This is a genomic window from Novosphingobium resinovorum (genome assembly GCF_001742225.1).
Classification (GTDB): Bacteria; Pseudomonadota; Alphaproteobacteria; order Sphingomonadales; family Sphingomonadaceae; genus Novosphingobium; species Novosphingobium resinovorum_A.
In genome coordinates this window covers 617,786-635,941 of record NZ_CP017076.1, presented here as the reverse complement: position 1 = coordinate 635,941, position 18,156 = coordinate 617,786, and the positions used below count along the sequence as shown (strand labels likewise).

General features: G+C 64.1%; 13 protein-coding genes and 1 pseudogene. 8 read left to right on the top strand and 6 right to left on the bottom strand.

The annotated features are described in order from the left end of the window. Window positions 1–52: 52 nt before the first annotated feature. Both BES08_RS20350 and BES08_RS20345 read right to left on the bottom strand, forming a co-directional pair. The gene (locus BES08_RS20350; protein ID WP_036531188.1) at window positions 53–1,252 is read right to left on the bottom strand and encodes an MFS transporter; all 1,200 of its coding nucleotides are present in this window, start codon (window positions 1,250–1,252) and stop codon (window positions 53–55) included. Between the two features lie 108 nt (window positions 1,253–1,360). Next, window positions 1,361–2,068 (bottom strand): TetR/AcrR family transcriptional regulator, encoded by a 708-nt coding sequence (locus tag BES08_RS20345; protein ID WP_051587259.1) that lies wholly within the window; start codon window positions 2,066–2,068, stop codon window positions 1,361–1,363. A gap of 220 nt (window positions 2,069–2,288) precedes the next feature. Between BES08_RS20345 and BES08_RS20340 the strand changes: the two genes are divergently transcribed. The 8 genes and pseudogenes from BES08_RS20340 to BES08_RS20305 all read left to right on the top strand — a co-directional run bounded on the left by BES08_RS20340 (window position 2,289) and on the right by BES08_RS20305 (window position 10,811). After that, the gene (locus BES08_RS20340) at window positions 2,289–3,503 is read left to right on the top strand and encodes a CaiB/BaiF CoA transferase family protein (protein WP_036531190.1); all 1,215 of its coding nucleotides are present in this window, start codon (window positions 2,289–2,291) and stop codon (window positions 3,501–3,503) included. Further along, complete coding sequence (locus BES08_RS20335) at window positions 3,503–4,732, top strand: thiolase family protein (protein WP_051587260.1); 1,230 nt, start codon at window positions 3,503–3,505, stop codon at window positions 4,730–4,732. The genes BES08_RS20340 and BES08_RS20335 overlap by 1 nt, the downstream gene beginning before the upstream one ends. A gap of 7 nt (window positions 4,733–4,739) precedes the next feature. Then, complete coding sequence (locus tag BES08_RS20330; protein ID WP_162177445.1) at window positions 4,740–5,198, top strand: Zn-ribbon domain-containing OB-fold protein; 459 nt, start codon at window positions 4,740–4,742, stop codon at window positions 5,196–5,198. After that, window positions 5,195–6,382 carry an amidohydrolase family protein gene (locus tag BES08_RS20325; protein ID WP_051587261.1) on the top strand — a complete coding sequence of 396 codons (1,188 nt, stop codon included), beginning with the start codon at window positions 5,195–5,197 and terminating at the stop codon, window positions 6,380–6,382. The genes BES08_RS20330 and BES08_RS20325 overlap by 4 nt, the downstream gene beginning before the upstream one ends. 12 nt (window positions 6,383–6,394) lie before the next feature. Beyond that, window positions 6,395–7,399 (top strand): phytanoyl-CoA dioxygenase family protein, encoded by a 1,005-nt coding sequence (locus BES08_RS20320; protein WP_069709410.1) that lies wholly within the window; start codon window positions 6,395–6,397, stop codon window positions 7,397–7,399. A 70-nt stretch (window positions 7,400–7,469) separates the two neighbouring features. Continuing rightward, entirely contained in the window at window positions 7,470–8,801 is a 1,332-nt protein-coding gene (locus BES08_RS20315; RefSeq protein ID WP_036529858.1) for an LLM class flavin-dependent oxidoreductase, read from the top strand. 234 nt (window positions 8,802–9,035) lie between these two features. Beyond that, window positions 9,036–9,340, top strand: a pseudogene (locus BES08_RS20310) (transposase); the annotation flags it as partial. 370 nt (window positions 9,341–9,710) lie between these two features. Then, window positions 9,711–10,811, top strand: a complete 1,101-nt coding sequence (locus BES08_RS20305) for a glycoside hydrolase family 43 protein (protein ID WP_036529862.1) — start codon at window positions 9,711–9,713, stop codon at window positions 10,809–10,811. Between the two features lie 32 nt (window positions 10,812–10,843). Here the strand turns inward: BES08_RS20305 and BES08_RS20300 are convergent, their stop codons facing one another. The 4 genes from BES08_RS20300 to BES08_RS20285 form a co-directional block, all read right to left on the bottom strand. Further along, window positions 10,844–12,076, bottom strand: coding sequence for an SGNH/GDSL hydrolase family protein (locus BES08_RS20300; RefSeq protein ID WP_036529873.1), 1,233 nt, complete (start codon window positions 12,074–12,076; stop codon window positions 10,844–10,846). 79 nt (window positions 12,077–12,155) lie between these two features. Continuing rightward, on the bottom strand, window positions 12,156–15,038 hold the full coding sequence (locus BES08_RS20295) for a TonB-dependent receptor (protein WP_083274776.1): 2,883 nt from the start codon (window positions 15,036–15,038) through the stop codon (window positions 12,156–12,158). A 133-nt stretch (window positions 15,039–15,171) separates the two neighbouring features. Continuing rightward, entirely contained in the window at window positions 15,172–16,848 is a 1,677-nt protein-coding gene (locus tag BES08_RS20290) for a GH35 family beta-galactosidase (RefSeq protein WP_036529865.1), read from the bottom strand. 21 nt (window positions 16,849–16,869) lie between these two features. Next, window positions 16,870–18,153 (bottom strand): MFS transporter, encoded by a 1,284-nt coding sequence (locus tag BES08_RS20285; RefSeq protein ID WP_036529874.1) that lies wholly within the window; start codon window positions 18,151–18,153, stop codon window positions 16,870–16,872. Window positions 18,154–18,156: the final 3 nt, after the last annotated feature.

Below are 18,156 nucleotides of genomic sequence, written 5' to 3'. Positions count from 1 at the left end.
CTCTCTGGATTCTGGATCAGGTGGGCCTCGACGGTCCTCCCGCGCCGTTACCTCACTGTTGCCGGTGTTGTCGGAGGTATCGCCAGCCGATGACGATCAGGCAACCGAAGGCGAGCCCGGATGCCGCATACAGGGTGCCCGAAGGCCCATAGCTGCGCGCCAGTGGCTCCACCATGGCGACGGCGACCGGGGCGGACAGAAAATGCGCTGCCTTGACGATGCCAGCTGCGCGCCCCTGATGAACGGGGGTGACGCGTGAAGACAGGGCGGTCATCAGGTTGGGGACGAACCAGCCGATCCCCAGGCCATAGATCAGCAAACCGGCGATGACCATTGCGATGCTGCCTGCCAATGCCGCAATGAAAAGGCCGACGGCCGCCGTCGCAAAGCTGAATGCGAACGCGGCGTGGGCCGAGATATGGGTGCGGGCGCGTCCATAGAGCATTGCCATCATCGCGCCGGCCAGCGAATCGGCCGTGAGGACCAGGGCGATCGCCGAAGGTCGGATGAGGCCTTTCTCGCGCAGCAGGAACGGCACCTGCACGCTCGGCATGAGCGCCAGGGTGCCGATCGCGAATGCCAGCAGCAGATAGCGAAACGGGAACCAGCCCGGCAAAGTCCGGCGCTCTGCCTGCGCGGATGCGCTGCCCAATGCGTCCGGCGCGCTGGCTTGCAGTCGCAGCGCCGCAGGGATCAGCACCAAGCCCAATGCATAGAGGCCGAACGGCAGACGCCAGCTGATTTCGCCCAAGGCGCCGGCAATCGGGTGCGCGAATATCGCGGTGAACATCGCAACCGATATATGCAGGCCCATCCATCGGGCCCGCGCCACGCCTTCGAGCTGGGTGTTGATCAGCGTAATACAGGCCACCTGGATTGCTGCGGCGCTGACCCCGACGAAGAGCCGCGAAACCAGCAACGAATGCAGATCGCTAAGATAGAGGCCCGCCGTGCCTGCCAGGGCATAAAGGGCCGCCGCTGCGATCAGCACCGGCCTGATGCCGAACCGGTCGATCAGGAAGCCGACCGTCGAGGCGCCCACGACCATGGCCAGCGCGACAGCACCGACTAGCTGTTTGACCAGCATATGGTCGCCGGGCCCCCGGGCAAGTGCATGGTCGATCTGCGGCAGCACCGACGCAATCGCCATGAGCGCCAGCGAGGCGATCAGGCCTCCCGCCAGGATCACGACTTTCGTGGCGGTATCGAGCGCAGCCGACGTCTTCAGAAATCCATCGTCCCGGGCAGCCATGGCAATCCTCTCTCAGGCCACCTTGCACGGCGGTAGCTCATGGAGAGAAGTCTATCAGTAGCCCAGAAACTGAACAAGCGTTTGATTGTTTGTTGCTAGTGAGTGGGATCAGCCGCCTCGGGACCCGGGGTAACCGGGCGGCCAGGGGATGGGCGCGGTGATCCGCTCTGGTGTCCGCACGACGCGCAGCACGTAGTTCACGTAAAAGGCGCCAAGTTCCTCGCGTGACAGGATTCCGGCGGCATCGATCGTGGCCGGATCGTCATGCAGATACCAGTCGGCGCCGGTATTGAGCATGCGGATCATCGTTGAAAGGGTCAGGAACACATTGATGTCTTGGCTGAAATAGCCTTCCGCCATGCCCTGCTCAATCAGCGCGCGCCAGACGAGGTAGTGCTCCCTTCGCCCCTGCAGGACGTAAGCGAGATCCGGATTGGCCCGGAAGTAGGCCCGCTCTTGGTGGAGAATCGCGTGGACCTCCTGGTGTTCGGTCAATTCCTCCACGTCGAAGAAGATCAGCGCGACAAGCTTGGTTTCCGGGTCGGCGTCCCGGCGATGGATTTCCTGCGCGCCGTCGCTGAGCCGCTGCACGGCATCGCGCACGGTTTCGTGGAGCATCTCCTCTTTGTTGGCGAAGTGATAGTAAAGGCTCCCTGCGAGCAATTCGACGTCGTCGGCGATCTGGCGCACTGTCGTCGCTTCGAACCCGGATGCGGCGAACCGGCGTCGGGCGGCGTCGAGGATGCGCTGGCGGCGCTCGCTACCCTTGTCGGTCGGCGGATGGATGGATGCATCCTTCCGGGGCTTGCCGCTCATGAACCGCCTCCGCGATGCTGCGCCAGATGGCGTTGGACAGAGGGCGCGCAGGGCAGAAACATCATCATGGAACCGCTTCTATAGGACGGTCGGCGTCCGGGCCAACACTTGTCTGTGCTTGCGAGAGGAAAGGGCGGGGTCAAGAAATCCCTTGCATATAAAAACAAACGCTTGTTAGAACTTGGCGAAGAAGGCTATGATCGATGCGAGGAGGAGCGGGATGAAAGAGGTGTTTTCCGGGGTTAGGATCATCGAACTGGCCCAGTTCGTGTTCGTGCCCGCCGCTGGTGCGTTGCTTGCCGATCACGGGGCTGAAGTGATCCACGTCGAAACCGTCGGAAGCGGCGATCCCTATAGATCGCTCAAGATTGGCGACGGCCGCGAAACAGGGTCGGCCAATCTTTCGCTGGAACAGAACAACCGGGGCAAGAAGTCCATCGCGATCGACCTCAAGACTGCGGCGGGGCGCGAGGTTCTGCTGCGTCTGATCGATACTGCGGATGTCTTCCTGACCAGTCTTCGTCCCAAGGCGATCAAGGCGTTGCGACTGACGCCCGAGGACCTGCAGGGCCGCAATCCAAAGCTGATCTACGTGCGCGGCAACGGTTTCGGGTTCAAAGGCGCCGAAGTCGACAAGGCGGGTTACGATGCCACCGCGTTCTGGGCGCGTGGCGGCTTCGCGCACGCGCTGCGGCCCAAGGGCATGATCGAACCGCTCAAGCCGCGCCCGGCGCTTGGCGATCATCTGGGCGGCGTGTCGGTCGCTTATGGGATCGCCGGGGCCCTGTTCAAGCGGGCGATGACAGGCGAGGCGGCAGTCGTCGACGTGTCGCTGCTCTCGACGGCGGTATGGGCGCTTTCGGCGGATGTGGTGGTGAGCCAGACCCAGTCGCCCGAACAGCACGCCCATGTCGGCAATCCGACGCGGGCGCCGCTGCGTTATCCTTACCGGACAGCCGACGATCGCTTCATCCAGTTGATGTTCCTGGATCCCGATCGCTACTGGCCAGCACTGTGCCACAATATTGGCCGCGCCGACCTGTTGCAGGATAGCCGCTTCGCCACCGATCCGGCACGCGCCGACAATGGTGCCGATCTGATCGAGGAGATTCAGGCGACGATCGGATCGCGCGACTGGCTTGAATGGAAGCCTGTGTTCGATGCCTGGGATGCGCCGTGGGAACTGGTACGCACCATCCACGAGGTTGCGGTGGACCCGCAGGTCGAAGCGAACGGACTGCTGTTCGACGTCGCGGTGCAGGATGGCTCCCGGGTCAGACTCGCGGCCGGTCCGGTCGGTTTTGATGGTCGCTATGCCCCGGCGACCCCCGTTCGCGCGCCTCTGCTGGGCGAACATACCGACGAACTCCTGCTCGACGCCGGTTTTTCGCGCGAGGAAATCGGCGACATGTCGCTGCGCTGCGTGGTGCGCTGATGTCCAGGCTGAGCTCCGGTGCGATGCCCAAGGCCGATGCGGGAATGTCCCGCAAGGCGGCGATCGTCGGTATCGGGGAAACCGATCATCGCGCGCTTTACCGGGCGGCGCGGGAAAAGGCGCACGGCTGCCCGCCCGTGTCCGCCGAGGGCCTCGCGCTTGCAGCGTTCGAAAAGGCGCTGGACGATGCGGGGCTGGAGCGCGGGGATATCGACGGGCTCTCGGTCTCACTGATCTACGGCGGTCCGACGACTGATGAACTTGCAGCCCAACTGGGCATCGACCCGGCGTATCGCGTCACCGCATCTGGGCTGATGGCTGGCCCACTGCCGATGGCCTGCGCGGCGATCGCCGAGGGCAGGGCCGATACGATCGCGATGGTCTACGCGGCAGCATCGCGCTCCATCGGGCGTCAATACGGCGGCAAGACCTATTCGGGCGGAGAGGCGGGCGCGGCTACGCCGACGTCGTATTACTATTACCATCCCTGGGGCTGGAGCAGCCAGGCGGCGCACTGGGCGCTGATCGCGCAGCGCTACCTCGAAGTGTACGGCTACGACGAGGCGGACCTGGGCGCGGTTGCGGTTCAGCTTCGGGCGAACGCGGCCGCCAATCCGCAGGCGATCATGACGACACCGATGACACGCGAGAATTACCTCGCCTCACGCCCCATCGTGCGGCCCTTGCGGCTATTCGACATGTGCCTGGTCAACGACGGCGCGGTTTGCCTGATCGTACGGCGAGGCGACAAGGCGCGGGATTGTACAAAACCCGCCATCGATGTCGCCGGCTGGGGGGAATCCAGGGCCCGGGGCAGCAAGTTGGCGACGCTGGTGTGCGATCGGCTTGCCCCGCAACTGCGCGATGCAGGAGCGCAGGCGCTGGCGATGGCCGGGCTGGACCTTGCCGCGATCGGGCATTTCGAGGGATATGATCCGGCCTCGATCCATCTCGTCAACCAGATCGAGGGCTATGGCTTTCTGGAAGCCGGCGAGGGGCTTCGCGCCTTTCGAGAGGGTAAGATGGCGGTGGGTGGGAGCCTGCCGGTCAACGTTGCGGGCGGGATGATGTCGGGCGCCTACATGCACGGCTGGAACCTGGTGACCGAGGCGGTGCGCCAATTGCGCCACGAGGCGGTCGGTCGGCAGATCGCCGGGCTGGAGGCCTCGATGGTCTCGGTCGCGCAGACCGACGTGGCCCACCCGCTGATCCTGACGCGGGCGGCCTGAGATGGTGGTGCACAAGAGACCCGACCGCACCCTGGGGCACGGTAACGACACTTTCTGGGCATGGTGCGACCGGCAGGAACTGCGCCTGCCGCGCTGTACCGGCTGCCATACGCTAGCCTGGCCGATCGAGGCCGCCTGCACGACCTGCGGCGGCGAGGGCTTCGCATGGGAACGGCTGTCGGGCCGGGGTGCCATCGCCAGCTGGTGCACGTTCGAGCGTGATTACTACCAGGGGCAGTTCCCGATGCCGTGGGACTGTATCCTCGTCGAGCTTGAGGAAGGGCCGCTTTTCATCGCCAATCCCGCCGGGATGACCGGGCAGGGCATGCGGCTGGGCCTGCCGGTGCGGCTAGCCTTCCTCGGTTGCGAGGACGAGGCCGGACCGTTCAACCTGCCTGTCTTCGAGACCGACGAGCGCGCCGACAGGCCTGCTCGAAGCCATCCAACCGAGGAGTTGATACCATGACCGTTCTGGAAAAGGTCGATGCTAATCGCGCGATCGAGGCGGCACCGCGTGTTGCCGATTATGTCGTCGATGCCGACGTCCACGTCACGCCGCCGCCGCAGATGTGGAAGGAGTATCTTTCGCCCCAATTCCGCGATCAGGCACCCACTGTCGAAACAGTTGGCGATGTCGACTACATAGTCTTCGAGGGCCAGCGCAAGCAGGTCCACCTGATGCAGAGTCAGGCCGGGCGCAAGACCAGCGAGTATAAGAACGTCGGCAAATTCTCCGACATGCGGCTGGGGGGCTGGCAGGCCGAAAAGCGCATCGAGGACATGGACCGCGATGGCATGGACAAGGCCGTGCTGTTCGGCGGCGGGCCACTACAAACGGGCAACCTCGACTTGTTCTTCGACAGTTTCGACGCCTTCAATCGTTGGCAGTCGGACTTTTGCGCTCACGCCCCCAAGCGCCTGTTTTCGGCCGCCTTCCTGCCCACGGTGGACGTGCCGACGACGGTCAGGATGATGCACGAGGCCAAGGTGCGCGGGGACGTCGCGGTCAACATTCCCGCCTTCCCGCAGTCTATCAAGAACTTCACAAAGATGAGTTCGATCTGGCAGGCAATGACCGGCGATGTCGGCGGCGAGCGGCAGTATCGCGATGCCGAGTTCGACCCTATCTGGGCCACCGCGCAGGAGCTGGACCTGGCGATCACCTTTCATCTGGGCGCGCGCATCTCGCGCTACAAGGACAAGACCAATTTCCTGCCGGACGTCCCGATGGGCAAGACGGCGATGCTCGAAGTCGTCTCGATCATGCTCTACGGCGGTGTGTTCGATCGCTTTCCCCAGTTACGGATCGGCCTGATCGAAAGCGGCGTGGGTTGGATTCCGTGGGCTTGCGAATACATGGACCGCACGTGGGAGATGCAGCGCCACTGGACCGAATGCGACATCAAGCATCCGCCCAGCCACTACTTCGACCAGAACGTCTACGCCTCGTTCATTTCCGATCGGATCGGCATCGAACTGCGTAACCGGCCCGGTTGCCGCAACATCATGTGGTCGTCGGACTATCCCCATTCGGAAACAACCTTCCCGCACAGCCACGCGGTGATCGCTGACAACTTTCGCGACGTGCCGCAGGCCGATCGCGACTGGATCATCGCGGGCTGCGCGGAAAAATTCTTTGGGCTTGGATGAGGCGAAGGCACGATGAAAATAGATGAACTACCCGATTCAGCCCCGCTGCTGACGGACCCGGAAGCGCTGCGGCAACGCTGGCGCGAAGACGGTGTCCTGTTCTTCAGGGACGTGATCGACCGCAATGCGATTGCCAGGGTTCGCGACGAGTATCTCGCACGGCTCAAGGATCTGGGCGTGGTGGATGCCTCATCGAGCGGCCCCGACTGGAACGGCAAGGATCGGGTGGACGGCGCCTTGGCACGGCCAATCGCGGACGATGTGTGGCGAAGCCTGGTGGCAGAACCCTCGTTCGATGCGGTGGTCAGCACTTTCCTGGGAGAAGCACCGACCTGGGTGCCTATCGTGGTCCATCGCACGGCGCCGCCGCTGTCACCCGGGACCAGTGCCGAGACGTTCGGAGCGCGCCACCAGGACGGCATCTACAATTATGGGATCGACTTCGTCACCTGCTGGGTGCCGCTGATGGATATCGGCGACGAAGTCGGCGGGCTGGCGGTGGTGCCCGGATCGCACAAGGCCAGCCTCTATCCGCCCGACGTGTTCAAGGACCCGAACACGCGCGTCGGCATTCCCCCCGACACGATTCCGGATGCCGCCTGGCGCCGGCCGGACTACAAGGCCGGGGATGTGCTCATGTTTCACAGCATGACGGCGCATGCGGGGTTGCCCAACAGGTCCAACAAGTTGCGGCTTTCGATGGACATCCGCTTTCTTCCCGCATCGGCGGCCCCGTTCGTCGGCCGGGTGGTCAGCGCGGACGAGACGCGAGTGCTCCTGCGCACCGAACGCGGCGAGGAGATGACGTTCGTGATCGACGAGCGGACGATCGTGCGCGGGCCGAAAGGGCATCCCGTCACCGGGCGCGACCGCGAGGGCATACTGTTCTGCAATGCCGAGATCATCGTCATGCCGGACGAGCGTGGCCACGCGGTGCTCATACGATCGTCGTCGCGCAAGTACGTCGATCTGCCAGCGGCTTGGTATGAAACCCTGCCAGCCGACTGGGTGCGATAGGTCTGAGGCGGATGCAGGCTACTCCATGATGGCGTATAAAGCATTGTAATAAAAAGAGGATGTCAGAGCGATGAGCCAGGAAAAAAGACAAATGAAGCTTGGCGCCTTTTGTGGTGGCAGCTACCATCAGGCCGGCTGGCGCCACCCCCAGGCAGACATCGGGTTCAGCCCCAGCATCGCCAGTTGGGTGGAACTGGCGCGCAAGCTCGAAGCGGCCAAGTTCGATATGCTCTTCGTCGCCGATACCGCCTCGCCGAGCAATGCGGAAAATCCCGAGGTTTTCCGTCGCCTCAGCGGAGGCGACAATCTCGAACCCATGACCTTGTTGTCAGCGATCTCGCAGCATACCCGGAACCTCGGGCTCGCGGGAACGATTGCGACCTCGTACCGCCCGCCATATGATGTTGCTCGCGAAGTGCTCTCGCTGGACGTGATCAGCGGCGGCCGGGTCGGCTGGAATATCGTCACAGGCCTTTCGCCGGATGACGCCGCACAATATGCGGACCAGACGTTTGTCCCCCAAGTCGAGCGCTACGCCCGCGGCGAGGAATTCGTCGATGTGGTGCTGAAGCTGTGGGAGGCGCTCGAAGTCGGAGCCTACCTGCGCGATCAGGCAAGCGGTATCTACAAGGATACCGACAAGATCCGAACCATCAATCATGTTGGCAAGTATTATCGCGTGCGCGGGCCGCTCAAAGGCGTGGCGTCGCCCCAGGAGCGCCCATTGCTCATCCAGGCGGGCCAATCGCCCGAAGGGCGCGCCATGGCGTCTCGCGTCGCCGAAGCGATCTTCACCGCGCAATCGACGTTCGAACAAGCCAAGTCGTTTCGTGACGACATTCGCAGCCGTGCGGCTGCCTGGGGCCGCGATCCTGATCACGTGAAGGTGTTGCCCGGAGCGCTGATCGTCGTGGGTGAAAGCAGGCAGGAGGCCCAGGACAAATGGGCACAGCTCGAAGGCCTGATCGATCTGCGCGCGGCAATGGCCTCGCTCCAGCTCGCGCTGAAGTCCTACGATTTGAGCGGTTGCGATCTCGATGCGCCGTTTCCGGACGTACCGCCGGAAACGTTGATCAGCCGCGGCGGCCATCACGTCGAAGCTGCGAAGAAGGAGGGACTTACCTTGCGCCAGGTCCTGATCCGCTCTTCAGCCTCCAATGCGCATTCGACGCTGATCGGTACGGCTAGCGACGTCGTCGATCAACTCGAGCACTGGTTCGAAGGTGGAGCCTGCGACGGCTTCAACTTCATGATCGCAGTCAACACGATTTCGCTAGATGACCTCGTCGAGAAGATTTTGCCAGAACTGCGCCGGCGGGGTCTTTTCCGCACTGAATATGAAGGCAGTACCTTGCGTGAAAATTTAGGCGTTCCCGCAGCGCCTTTGCCTATCCTGAATTGACGGTTGCCGCGGGAGGATTGTGAGTAGGTGAGTTATGAAACGTCTGGAGAGGCAGGAACTCGAAATCCGAAAGCTTTTTCAGGCGACTGCAGGCGGTGGGCGACCTTGGGGAAGGAGCGTTTCTACCGCCTGCAGAGCGCCGCTGATTCCACGGTATAGTTTAAGAGACTTCACTGATTAGGGCCTGGCGGGTCAAGCGGCTTCGAAGGTCGGCAGCACAAGCCGGAAGAGTTTATCGGCAAGCTGCGTGAAGTTGAGATTGTGCTGGCGCAGGGAGCGAGCACGGCTGAAGCTTGCCTTCGGATCGCGGTCAGCGAGCAGACCTATTATCGCCGGCGGAAGGAATACGGCGGCCTGAAGACCGACCAGGCGCGGCGGATGAAGGATGTGGAGAAAGAGATCCAGCGTCTTCGCCGAGCGATCTCGGACATGGCGCTGGACAAGTTGATCCTGCAGGAGGCTGCCAAGGGAAACTTCTGAGCCCTGCGCGACGGTGGCGCTGCATCGATCATTTACTACGAGAGTTTCCGGTAGCCGAGATGAGTGGATTACTGCGGGGTACTCGCCGCCATCTACGGTCTTCTGCCTGCGGTCGAAACGCGAGGCGCCAGCCCTTTTTTGCCGTTGGGCATGTCCAATAGTGTTGCGACGACCGGCTGAGTCCGCACAGCGATGCCTGACGCCGCCTTTCCAGCCCCCATTAATCGACGACGGAGGCCATCCCCAGCCAGGCGCCAATGGAGCGCAACCTTTGGAAGTTGGCTCGCGCTTTTACGACTATCGGAAAGGCGGTCGAGCCGGTTATGGTCTACGGCCTCCATTCTCCACGATGTTCGATAAACGCTTGCAAAATCCCAACTTTAAATGATAGCGCTATCTTGCTGTAATAAGTATCTTGCGGGAGATCGTATGCCAAGGAAATTCAGCTTATTGCCTTTGCTCGCGCTAGCATCGTGCATCGCCATCGTAGGCTGTTCGAAAGAAGCGCCTTCCAACGACGCTGTGAAGCATGTCGAGGCGGACAAGTCGAAGTACCTCTCGCAGCCGCTCGTCAGCGAGATCTACACGGCGGACCCGTCCGCGCATGTGTGGAACGGCAAGATCTACGTCTACCCCAGCCATGATGTCGACGGGCCGACGCCCGAGGACGACCTCGGCAGCCACTTCGAGATGCGCGACTATCGCATCCTGTCGATGGACAAGATCGGCGGGCCAGTGACGCTCGGCCCGGTGGCGCTCGACGTAAAGGACGTGCCCTGGGCCGAGAAGCAGATGTGGGCGCCGGATGCGGCATTCCGTAACGGCACGTATTACTTGTACTTCCCGGCCAAGGACAAGGCGGGCGCCTTCCGCATCGGCGTCGCCACCTCCAAGAGCCCGACCGGGCCGTTCAAGGCGCAGCCGGAGCCGATCAAGGGCAGCTACTCCATCGACCCGGCGGTGTTCACCGACGAAGACGGCGAGAGCTACATGTATTTCGGCGGTATCTGGGGCGGCCAGCTTCAGCGCAATGTCGACGGCAAGTACGATCCCAACGGCTCGAAGACCGACCTTCAGGCCGATGACAAGCCCGCGCTGCTGCCGCGTGTCGCGCGCATGAGCAAGGACATGCTGGAATTCGCGGAAAGCCCCCGCGAACTGCACATCGTTGACGAGAAGGGCAAGCTGCTGCTGGGCGGCGACCACGACAGGCGCTTCTTCGAAGCGGCTTGGATGCATAAGTACAAGGGCAAGTACTACTTCAGCTACTCAACCGGCGATACGCATTTCCTGGCCTACGGGATCGGCGATTCGCCTTATGGGCCGTTCACCTACAAAGGCCGCATCCTCGAGCCGGTGGAGGGGTGGACGACGCACCACTCGATCGTGCAGTGGGACGGGCGCTGGTGGCTGTTCTATGCCGACACGCAGCTATCGGGGCAGACCCGCCTGCGTAACGTGAAGGTGACCGAGCTGTATTACAACGCCGACGGGACGATCAGGACGATCGACCCGATGATCCGGCGGTAAAACGAAAGGGGCGCCCGGTCGGCGCCCCTTCTTCATTTCAGCAGCTGCAAGGAGACGGCCTCGCCCATGGCCTTGTAGCCGGCAGGGTTGGGATGGATTGCATCGCCGCCATCGTAGGCCGGGTTCAGGTGATCGGGACGCGCAGGATCGCGCATCGCCGCGTCGAAGTCGATCACCGCGTCGAAGTGGCCGGGCGTGCGAATCCAGGCGTTGATCGCCTGCCGATCGGCCTCGCTGGCGGCGGCGGGATGGTAGTACTCCATGCCCATGAACGGCAGCAAGGTGCCGCCGTAGACCTTGATCCCTCGCGCATGCGCACGCTCCACGATCTGCCGGTAGGCGGCGGTGACCCCGGCCACGAGCGCGGCGTGGACCTCGGGGGTGGCAGGCGCGTCGCGGGTCAGCATGCCGATGTCGTTGATGCCCTCCAGCACGATCAGGTCGGTGACGCCGTGCACCGAGAGCACGTCGCGATCGAAGCGCGCCACCGCGTTCGGGCCGGTGCCGTCGAGCAGCACGCGGTTGCCGCCAATGCCCTGGTTCACCACCGCGCTCTTTCCTGAAAGGCGGCGGGCCAAAACGTCGGTCCAGCGATCGTTGCCGTTGGTGGTGGAGCCGCGCCCGTCAGTGATCGAATCCCCGAGAGCGACGATGGCGCTGGCGCCGCAGCGGCGCATCTCGACGCCGGAGAGCATATACCAGTGATCGGTCGTCGCCGCGCCCGCGAAGGCGGTATCGCTCGTCCGGTCGCCGCTCAGCCAGTACGAGGTGGCGCGTGACCCCGGGTGGCCGGTCTGCTGCACCGGCAGCGCCGCGAAGTGCAGCGACACGGCGAGATCGTCGAATGCGGCGACGGGCATGCGGACGGGATCGGAGAGCCAGTCGGCGCCTGCGGGGACGACCACCCGCTCCTTGCCCGCGAAGCGCAGCGGCACAGAGGAACCGGCGGTGAGTGCGGGGTGCTGCGGGGAAGCCGCGCGCGCCAGCCTGGCGCTTTCGATGACCAGCGGCGCCTCGCCGAAGGCGTTGGAGAGACGGATGCGCAACTCGCTTCCGGCGATCGATGGGCGCACGATCTGGCGCAGGGTAACGTCGCGGCGGGCGGCTTCGGGCAGGCGGTCGTCACCGTTCACCGGCATCTGCGAAGAACCCCATGCGGCGGTCCATGGGCATTGCGTGGCTGCAGGTGCAGCCATGACGGGAAGCGGCGCGGCGAGTGCGAGCGCGGCGGTTAGAGTGGCGGCGAAAGCGGCTGGGTGCAGCATGTCTGCCATGAAAACGAAGTCTCCCGAAAAAGAAAGAGCCGGCACAAAGGCCGGCTCAGTGGGTAGGGTAGGGAGGAAATCAGAAGTTGGCCCTGATACCGGCCAGTACCTGACGGCCCGGCTTGTAGACCGAATAAGCCGCGTTCGAGTATTCGAAGGTGGTGCGGATCACTTCGTTAGTGATGTTCAGCACATCGAGCGTCAGGCGCACGCCGTCGTTGAGGAACGGCAGCTGGTAACCCGCCGACATGTCCAGCTGGCCGCGCGCGTCGTTGCGCAGCGAAGCGTTGGCGATGCCGTTCTGCGGCTTGTTCACGGCGATAGACTTGTCGTTCCAGACGTAGTTCACGCTGATCGACAGGCCGTTGTTCTCGTAGAAGCCCTGGAGGTTGTACGAGTACTTCGACACGCCGGTGGCGACGAGGCCTGAGGACGAGGACTGCTTCAGGTACGTGCCGTTGGCCGAGAAGCCGAGGCCCTTGATCAGGAAGTCGAGCGGCTGGACCCAGGTGGCTTCCAGACCCTTGATCTTCAGGTCGCTCAGGTTGACCGGGCGGTTGACCGTGATCGGCAGGTTGTTGACGGCGATGCCGGTGGCGGCCGAACGATCATTCAGAGCGTTCTGCTGCGTCGAGAGCAGGCTGTCGAAGGGGATGTTGAGCGAACCGAAGGTGACTTCGTCCGAGGTGGTGACGGTGAAGCCCTGGATGTTCTTCATGAATGCAGACAGGCCGATGTAGCCGATGCCGCCGGTGTAGAGTTCACCGCCGATATCGTAGTTGTCGGACGTGTAGGGCTTCAGGTCCGGGTTCCCCGCCGTCGCCGTCAGCGCCGACGGATCGGAGAAGGTGATGCCCGGCAGGATCTGGCCGGCATCCGGGCGGGTCATCGTCCGCGACGCGGATGCGCGCAGCTTGATGTTGTTCGCCAGGTCGTAGGTCAGGTTGATCGAGGGCAGGAAGTTCTCGTACTTCGACTTGGAGGTGATGTCGATGATCGAGGTGCCGACCTGGCTCGGCCCGGTGACGATCTGGTTGGTGTGCGCATAACGCATGCCAGCGTTGATGTGCAGGTCGCGGCCGGCGATCGAGGTCACGCCGTTCAGCTCGAAGTAGGCGCCCATGACCTCTTCGTCCATGTCGCCGGTCGCGCCGCCAGTCACGGCCCCGCGCGTTTCAGGTGCGCTGTCGCGATAGCTGGCGTAGTTGGTCGCGCTCTTGATCGCGTCGAAATTCGGCACGATGAAGCCAGCGACCGACGAGCTGTTCAGGTACTGCGAGATTTCGCCGGTTGTGATCGAACCGGTGTTGCCGGTGCAGCCGGTGCCGCAGACCGACAGCTGGTAAGCGGTGCTGTTGTCGTAGGCGCGGATCGAGCGGGTCGCACGGTCATAGGCCGCGCCGACCTTTACGTTGAACATGTCGTCACCGTACGTGACGTCGAGGTGCGCGCCCTTGGTCTCGGTCTTGCGGCGAACGAGCTGGATGTTCTGGCGATACCATTGCCAGGTGCCGCTGTCGGGGTCGTTCAGGTCGATGTTGCTGGTGATCGACGGATAGGAACCGCTCGTGTTGTCGTAATAGACGTCTACGCCTGACTGCGGAGTAGTCTGGAAGGCCCAGGTCGGCTGTTCGCGGAAGAAGCTGCTCTTCGAATAGTTCGCGCTGGCCTCGATCTTGAGATCGTCAGTCGGCTGCCAGGTCACGCTGGGGTTGATGTTCCAGAACTTGGTGGTCTGCTTGAACAGGCTGGCTTCGAGGAAGAACGACGAGTTGGCGAACGTGCCGCTGGTGACGACGTTGTTGTCATCCACTGTCAGGTCGATCGGGATCATGCCGCCGGTCGACTGCGCGCTGGTGCCGGGGCCCGAGTTGCGGACCTGCCAGTTCATGTTGACCTTGCTGTAGTTGCGCTGCGACTTGGCCCAGAGGCCGTCGAGCGCGAAATGCAGCTCGTCGCTGGGGCGCCATTCGAGCGACGCGAGGGCCGACACGCGCGAACGGGTGCCTTCGGTCAGGCTCTGGCGGCCGAGGCGCGGGATCAGCGCGGTGCTGAGCTGGTCGGCGGTCAGGCCGGAGGTGGCCACCACATCGACGGGAGCGCCGGGGGTGAGGCCGTGGCCCGCATTGGCGGGAACGACCGAAGCCCACGAGAAGTTGTTGCCGCCTTCGTCAGTGCAGTCGGTGCCGCAAGGCAGGTTGCCATCGGTCCAGCCGACCGACTCGAAGCCCTTCACGCGGGTCTTGGTCTTCACGCCGGCAACGCCGACGAGGATGCCGAAAGTGTCGGTGGTGTGGCTCGCCACGATCGCGCCGCGCGGGCTGAACTTGTCGTTGGTGTCGGTGTACTGGCCCTGCGCCACCACCGTGACGTGGGTGCCTTCCTTGTCGAAGGGCCGCGCATTGCGCAGGTTCACGGTGCCGGCAATGCCGCCTTCGAGCGTCGAGGGCGACGGGCTCTTGGCGAGGTCGAGACGGGTGAACAGTTCCGAAGGGAAGAAGTCGAGGTCGACTTCGCGGTTGGCGCTGCCGCCGTTGGTGCCGCCATCGGACGCCACCTGCAGCTGCGAGCCGTTCAGCAGCACGCGCGTGAAGCTGGGGCCGAGGCCGCGGATGGCGACTTGGGTGCCTTCGCCGTTGATGTCGCGGTTGAGGCGCACGCCGGGCATGCGGTTGAGCGTTTCGGCGAGGTTGGTGGCGGGCAGCTTGCCGATGTCCTCGGCGAAGATGCTGTCGCCGAAGGTCACCGCGTCGCGCTTGGCGTTGGTCGCGCTCTGCAGCGAGCCGCGGATGCCGGTGACGATGATGTCAGGGGCAGTGGCGCCGGAATCGTCCACGGATTCACTGGTGGTCTGTGCCTGCGTTGCCGCGGCGTCCTGCGCCTGCGCGGCAGTGCCGACGAACGGGGTGAGCGCGGCAGCGCCCAGAAGAACGGCACGGACGGTCACGAAATTGGGTCGCATGATATCTGAACTCCCTCCCAAGCGCCTGCTGCCCTCTGCTTAGTGGCTCGCAGGAAGCGCTGTCGTTGCTAGCGCTATCATTTTTACATATTCCTGTGGCCGACTGCCGTCAAGAACAATGATAGCGGTATCTTTACTTGTAGGTGTAGAGCTTCACCCGCTGGATTTGCCATTGGCCCGGGAACAGCCGGATATGGCGGCCCTGGTGAGTCTGGTCACCGTTGAGCAGGCGGCCGGGCACCCATTTTCCGGCGGCGTCATAGTGGCCTTCCCAGGCCGAATCGATCCCTGCAAGGGCTCCGCCGTCGGCGCGCGGCTTGAAGGTCACGGTGATGCCTTGGCCGGCGATCAGGTATTCCTCGGGGCTGGTCTGGATGATGATGCCGCCCGCCGCGGCGACGGCGGCATTGGCGGCCTTGCGCTCCTCCGCCCCGGGATTGGCGCCCGGCTTGGGGGCATCGACATAGCTGATGGTGAAGCGATAGGGCCCGACGTCGCGCGTTTCCGGCTCGGCGACAAGGGTTTCGTCGTAGAGCTGGCGCGGCTTGAAGCCGACCATACGATCGGTGCCCTGCGCGTCGAGGATATAGGGCTTGAGCTGCTGCAGCACGCCGTAGGCATCCTTGAGCGCGCCGGGGTTCTCGTCGATTGAATCGATCGAGAACGGGCCGAAGCCGATCGCGTCGAGCTGGCCGATGGCATAGAACGCGTTCGCCGGGGCGATGGGATTGTCGGAGTTATGCGCCTCCGGAATGAACAGCACGTTGTCCGGCCGTTTGTACCCGTTCACGATCTCCACGAAGTTCGGGAAGTAGATGTCGGGCGCCAGGAAATCGAGGTGCGGGGCGCCTGCCTTCCAGACGTCGAGCAGGTGCGGCAGCGGGCCGCCGCTGGGGTACTCGCCGGGAATCCGGCCCGGCCGGTTGAGCGCCACGTTGACGTACATCGGCAGCGGGTAGGCGGCCTTGCCTGCCGCCGCCAGCTGGTCTGCGAAGCGGGCGTAGTGCCAGGCGGCGAAGATCTCGGCAGAGGTGTCGCCCGCGCCGAACAGGTCTTCCCACGTGCCGCTGGTGCGCGCGCCGCGCTCCACCCACACGCGCTTCATGGCGGGGACCAGCGTGTCCTTGTGCGCGACGAGGTAGTTGACGAGGTCGGTTGGCACCGGCTCGCGGAAGGCGGCGCTGGCCGCCGCGCTGTAGTCGCGTGCGACGGGAAGCATGCCGATCTCGTTCTCGACCTGCACCATCAGTACGGTGTTCTGGGCGGCGTCCACCGCCTTGATGTGCGCCAGAAGCGCGGCATAGGCGCGCTGGTCGGCCTGCAGGGTGTCGCCGCCGAAGGTGGAGAGGATTTCGACGCTCTGGCCATTGGGCATCGCCGCGCGCGGGAAGCGCTGCTGGTCGCGCTTGATCCATGCGGGGACGTAAGTGGACATGGAATTCTTCCACGCGCCGAACCACAGCACCACCAGCTTGAGGTTGTTGGCGCGCGCGGCCTTGATCTGCGAATCGACCGAGGACCAGTCGAACTGCCCCTCGACCGGCTCGATCAGTTCCCACGACACCGGGGTAATCACGGTGTCGAGGTTCATGTCCTTCAGGCGCTTCCAGTGCGGCGCCATGTAGTCCGCGCTGGACGAGGCCGAGTTGCTAAGTTCGCCCGCGATCATCAGCACGGGCTTGCCGCCGACGATCAGCTGCTTCGTGTCGCCCTTGGTCTCCAGCCGGGGTACGTCAGCTTGCGCCGGTGCCGCGAAAGCGAGGGCGGTGGCCAGTATCGAGGTGGCAGCTAGTGCCGTGCGTAAGGTCATCCTGATGCTCCCGAATTTATCTTATGCGTGCGTGGACTGGTAGCGCGGCAGGATCAGGTGGATCACTACGAGCGCCACCAGATAGGCGCAGGAGGCGACGAGGAAGATCGGTTCGTAGCTGCCGATCGTCTCGAGGATCACGCCTGCGAACTTGGCCATAAGCATGCCGCCCACCGCGCCCGCCAGTCCGCCAAGACCGACGACCGAGCCGGTCATCCAGCGCGGCATCGTATCGCCGGGCAGGGCGTAGAGGTTGGCGGAGAAGCCCTGATGTCCGGCGCAGGCGAGGCCGATCAGCGCCACCGCCGTCCACAGGCTGGTGGCCTGCGGGGCCAGCGCGATCGGCACGGCGCACAGCGCGGCCAGCAGCATCGCCGTCTTGCGCGCGCGGTTGAGGCTCCAGCCGCGACCCATCAGGCGCGAGGAGGTCCAGCCGCCGGCCACCGAGCCGACGTCGGCCAGCAGGTACACCGCGATCAGCGGCGGGCCGAAGTCCAGCATCTTGACGCCGAACTGCTTGTTGAAGAAGTCCGGCAACCAGAACAGGAACGTCCACCAGACCGGGTCGATCAGGAAGCGGCCCAGCATGTAGGCCCAGGTCTGGCGCAGGCGCAGCACGTCGCGCCAGCGCACCGGCTGTACCGGATCGATGGGGTCGGCCTCGATCCATGCCAGTTCCTCAGCCGTAAGCGTCTTCTTCTCGCGCGGGCGGCGGTAGAAGCCCAGCCACGCCGCCAGCCAGATCACCGTCAGCGCGCCGGTCAGGATGAAGGCCCAGCGCCAGCCCAGCGTTAGCGCGATCACCGGCACCACCAGTGGCGTCAGGATCGCGCCGACGTTCGATCCGGCGTTGAAGATGCCGATCGCCAGCGCACGCTCGCGCTTGGGGAACCACTCGTTGGTCGCGGCGATGGCGGCGGGGAAAGTCCCCGCCTCACCGATCGCGAGCGGGATGCGCGCCAGCAGCATGCCGCTAGTGCTGGTGAACAGCACGTGGGCGATGTGCCCGAAGGTCCAGAGCGCCACCGCCAGCGCATAGCCCGCACGCGCGCCGATCCGGTCGATCAGGCGCCCGAAGAACACATAGGCGATGCCGTACCCCGCCTGGAACCAGATCGCGAGGTCGGCATAGCCGCTCTCGCTCCAGCCGTAGCGCGCCTGCAGCTCGGGCTTGAGCGTGGGCAGGACCAGACGGTCGACATAACTGAGCACCACCGCCGCGAACAGCAGCGCGCATACGATCCAGCGCACGCGCCCGGCCGGTTTGGCCGGGGCTTGCGTTTCGACGGCGGTGACCGCCTGCATCGT

What these genes read in the sequence shown, in the direction of transcription:
- BES08_RS20350 (WP_036531188.1), bottom strand. Translation starts at nt 1,252, where the DNA reads ATGGCTGCCCGGGACGATGGATTTCTGAAGACGTCGGCTGCGCTCGAT.
- BES08_RS20290 (WP_036529865.1), bottom strand. Translation starts at nt 16,848, where the DNA reads ATGACCTTACGCACGGCACTAGCTGCCACCTCGATACTGGCCACCGCC.
- BES08_RS20295 (WP_083274776.1), bottom strand. Translation starts at nt 15,038, where the DNA reads ATGCGACCCAATTTCGTGACCGTCCGTGCCGTTCTTCTGGGCGCTGCC.
- BES08_RS20285 (WP_036529874.1), bottom strand. Translation starts at nt 18,153, where the DNA reads ATGCAGGCGGTCACCGCCGTCGAAACGCAAGCCCCGGCCAAACCGGCC.
- BES08_RS20340 (WP_036531190.1), top strand. Translation starts at nt 2,289, where the DNA reads ATGAAAGAGGTGTTTTCCGGGGTTAGGATCATCGAACTGGCCCAGTTC.
- BES08_RS20325 (WP_051587261.1), top strand. Translation starts at nt 5,195, where the DNA reads ATGACCGTTCTGGAAAAGGTCGATGCTAATCGCGCGATCGAGGCGGCA.
- BES08_RS20335 (WP_051587260.1), top strand. Translation starts at nt 3,503, where the DNA reads ATGTCCAGGCTGAGCTCCGGTGCGATGCCCAAGGCCGATGCGGGAATG.
- BES08_RS20345 (WP_051587259.1), bottom strand. Translation starts at nt 2,068, where the DNA reads ATGAGCGGCAAGCCCCGGAAGGATGCATCCATCCATCCGCCGACCGAC.
- BES08_RS20305 (WP_036529862.1), top strand. Translation starts at nt 9,711, where the DNA reads ATGCCAAGGAAATTCAGCTTATTGCCTTTGCTCGCGCTAGCATCGTGC.
- BES08_RS20300 (WP_036529873.1), bottom strand. Translation starts at nt 12,076, where the DNA reads ATGCTGCACCCAGCCGCTTTCGCCGCCACTCTAACCGCCGCGCTCGCA.
- BES08_RS20315 (WP_036529858.1), top strand. Translation starts at nt 7,470, where the DNA reads ATGAGCCAGGAAAAAAGACAAATGAAGCTTGGCGCCTTTTGTGGTGGC.
- BES08_RS20320 (WP_069709410.1), top strand. Translation starts at nt 6,395, where the DNA reads ATGAAAATAGATGAACTACCCGATTCAGCCCCGCTGCTGACGGACCCG.